2 rRNA genes are annotated in these 3467 nt (G+C 57.7%); both read left to right on the top strand.

Annotation, left to right across the window (positions count from 1 at the left end):
• Positions 1–72: 72 nt before the first annotated feature.
• Positions 73–3192: ribosomal RNA gene (locus B0I28_RS26730) — 23S ribosomal RNA — on the top strand.
• 153 nt (positions 3193–3345) lie between these two features.
• Positions 3346–3462: ribosomal RNA gene (rrf, locus tag B0I28_RS26725) — 5S ribosomal RNA — on the top strand.
• The last annotated feature ends 5 nt before the right edge of the window (positions 3463–3467 follow it).

Below are 3467 nucleotides of genomic sequence, written 5' to 3'. Positions count from 1 at the left end.
GGGGCTGGTGTGTTGTTTGAGATTTGTATAGTGTGCGTGAGTGTCTTTGTTTCTATCTGACTTGGCCGTGTTGGTTAAGTTGTGTAGGGCGCATGGTGGATGCCTTGGTGCCGGATGACCGATGAAGGACGTGTGAGGCTGCGATATGCCTGGGGGAGTTGCCAACTGGACTGTGATCCCAGGGTTTCCGAATGGGGTAACCTGGCCGGCTTGATGGCCGGTCGCGCCTGCCTGAATGTATAGGGCGGGTGGTGGTGTGGCGGGGAAGTGAAACATCTCAGTACCTGCTGTGGAGAAAACAAGAGTGATTCCGTCAGTAGCGGCGAGCGAAAGCGGAGGAGGCTAAACCTGGTTCGTGTGATAGCCGGCAGGCGTTGCGGGTCGGGGGTTGTGGGACATCATCGTTAGTTTCTGCCGAAACTAGGTTCGCGCATCAGCAGCTAGTCGAACGGCGTGGGAAAGCCGACCGGAGTGGGTGAGAGTCCCGTAGGTGAAGGTTGTTGGTGGTGTTCGGATGGTGCACCCGAGTAGCGCGGGTTTCGTGGAGGCTCGTGTGAATCTGGCAGGACCGTCTGCTAAGCCTAAAGAGGTCCGGTGACCGATAGTGGAGAGTACCGTGAGGGAATGGTGAAAAGTACCCCGGGAGGGGAGTGAAAGAGTGCCTGAAACCATGTGCCTGTAAACCGTCAGAGCCCGGCGTGAATTTCGGTTCATGTAGGCGGGTGATGGCGTGCCTTTTGAAGAATGAGCCTGCGAGTTATGGTATGCTGCGAGGTTAAGCCGTGTGGTGGAGCCGGAGCGAAAGCGAGTCTGAATAGGGCGTTGAGTGGTGTGTTGTAGACCCGAAGCGGGGTGATCTACCCATGTCCAGGGTGAAGCGGCTGTAAGAGGTCGTGGAGGCCCGAACCCACCTAGGTTGCAAACTGGGGGGATGAGGTGTGGGTAGGGGTGAAAGGCCAATCAAACTCCGTGATAGCTGGTTCTCCCCGAAATGCATTTAGGTGCAGCGTCGCATGTTGCTCCGTGGTGGTAGGGCGCTGGTTGGGTGATGGGCCGTGTCGGTTACTGAGCTCAGCTAAACTTCGAATGCCATGGTGTTGAGTGCGGCAGTGAGTCGGCGGGTGAGAAGATCCGTCGTCGAGAGGGAAACAGCCCAGATTACCGGCTAAGGCCCCTAAGGGTGTGCTGAGTGGAAAAGGATGTGGGGTCGCGTTGACAGCCAGGAGGTTGGCTTAGAAGCAGCCATCCTTGAAAGAGTGCGTAATAGCTCACTGGTCGAGTGGTTTCGCGCCGATAATGTAGCGGGGCTGAAGTGCACCGCCGAAGCCGTAGCAATGCCAGATTGGTTCGCCAGTCTGGGTTGGGTAGGGGAGCGTCGTACATGGGGTGAAGCTCCGGAGTGATCCATGGGGTGGACTTTGTACGAGTGAGAATGCAGGCATGAGTAGCGAAACACAGGTGAGAATCCTGTGCGCCGATTGACTAAGGGTTCCAGGGGACGGTTGTTCCGCCCTGGGTTAGTCTGGGCCTAAGGCGAGGCCGAGAGGCGTAGTCGATGGATAACCGGTTGATATTCCGGTACCCGAGTGCCGCGTATGAGTGATAGCGGTTGTGCTAACCGGCTGCAAGCCGGTGTCGGTGCTCCTTCGGGAGTGCTGGCACAGGTGCGTGGTTGGGGTCCTTTCCGTGTGTAGCGTAGTGATGGGGTGACGCAGTGGGGTAGCCGTACCGTCTGGTGGATTAGGCGGGGTAAGGTGGTAGCCCGCGTTCCTAGGCAAATCCGGGAACGCTGCTTTCAATAGCGGGGGTGAGCGCTGAAGCATAGCTCTTTCGAGCGAATTCGGTGATCCCGTGCTGTCGAGAAAAGCCTCTAGCGAGTGGTGCTCGGCCAGTACCCGAAACCGACACTGGTGGTCAGGTAGAGTATACTGAGGCGTTCGAGTGATGTGTGGTTAAGGAACTCGGCAAATTGCCTCCGTAACTTCGGGAGAAGGAGGGCCCTCTGCTGTGGAGCGTAGCGCTCGGAAGCGGTGGGGGGTTGCAGAGGCCAGGGGGAAGCGACTGTTTACTAAAAACACAGGTCCATGCGAAGCCGTGAGGTGAGGTATATGGACTGACGCCTGCCCGGTGCTGGAACGTTAAGAGGATCCATCAAGCCTTATGGCTGCAGTGGTGAATTGAAGCGCCAGTAAACGGCGGTGGTAACTATAACCATCCTAAGGTAGCGAAATTCCTTGTCGGGTAAGTTCCGACCTGCACGAATGGCGTAACGACTTCCCCGCTGTCTCAACCACATGCTCGGCGAAATTGCAGTACGAGTAAAGATGCTCGTTTCGCGCGGCAGGACGGAAAGACCCCGGGACCTTTACTATAGCTTGGTATTGGCATATTGTCTGGTTTGTGTAGGATAGGCGGGAGCCTGGGAAGCCTGGACGCTAGTTCGGGTGGAGGTGTTGGTGAAATACCGCTCTGATCAAATGATGTGTCTCACCCGCGGCCCTGATCGGGTCGGGGGACAGTGCCTGGTGGGTAGTTTAACTGGGGCGGTTGCCTCCTAAATGGTAACGGAGGCGCCCAATGGTGCCCTCGGGCCGGTTGGAAACCGGTCGGTGAGTGTAAGCGTAGAAGGGTGCTTGACTGTGAGACCGACGGGTCGAGCAGGTGCGAAAGCAGGGGCTAGTGATCCGGCACCGACGTACGGATGTGGTGTCGCTCAACGGATAAAAGGTACCCCGGGGATAACAGGCTGATCTTCCCCAAGAGTCCATATCGACGGGATGGTTTGGCACCTCGATGTCGGCTCGTCGCATCCTGGGGCTGGAGTTGGTCCCAAGGGTTGGGCTGTTCGCCCATTAAAGCGGCACGCGAGCTGGGTTTAGAACGTCGTGAGACAGTTCGGTCCCTATCCGCCGCGCGCGTAGGAGATTTGATGGAGGGCTGTCCCTAGTACGAGAGGACCGGGATGGACGAACCGCTGGTGTGCCAGTTGTACCGCCAGGTGCATGGCTGGTTGGCTACGTTCGGGAGCGATAACCGCTGAAAGCATCTAAGCGGGAAGCGTGCTCTAAGATGAGATCTCCGTCAGCAGCGATGCTGGTGAGGCGCCCTAGAGATGATGGGGTTGATAGGCCCGACATGGAAGAGCAGCAATGCTTGGAGTGGACGGGTACTAACCGCCGAGAACTTAACACAACACTGCGGCCCGCCCCGACAGGGGCACATGGGTCAGATGGAAACGACATTCACGCACGCTATGCGATTCTGAGGCAACACACTGGTTGGCTCGATCGCCAGCCTTTGGTCACATGGCTGAGCAGATCGCCGGGACAGTGTCTCGATGGTTTGTTTGGTGGTGAGAGCGGAAGTGACACACCCGGTCCCATTCCGAACCCGGTCGTTACGGCTTCCAGCGCCGATGGTACTGCACCCGAGGGGGTGTGGGAGAGCAGGACACCGCCAAACATGAA

It is taken from the genome of Glycomyces artemisiae, from assembly GCF_003002955.1.
Taxonomy (GTDB): domain Bacteria; phylum Actinomycetota; class Actinomycetes; order Mycobacteriales; family Micromonosporaceae; genus Glycomyces; species Glycomyces artemisiae.
This window is presented reverse-complemented; position numbering and strand designations above follow the sequence as displayed.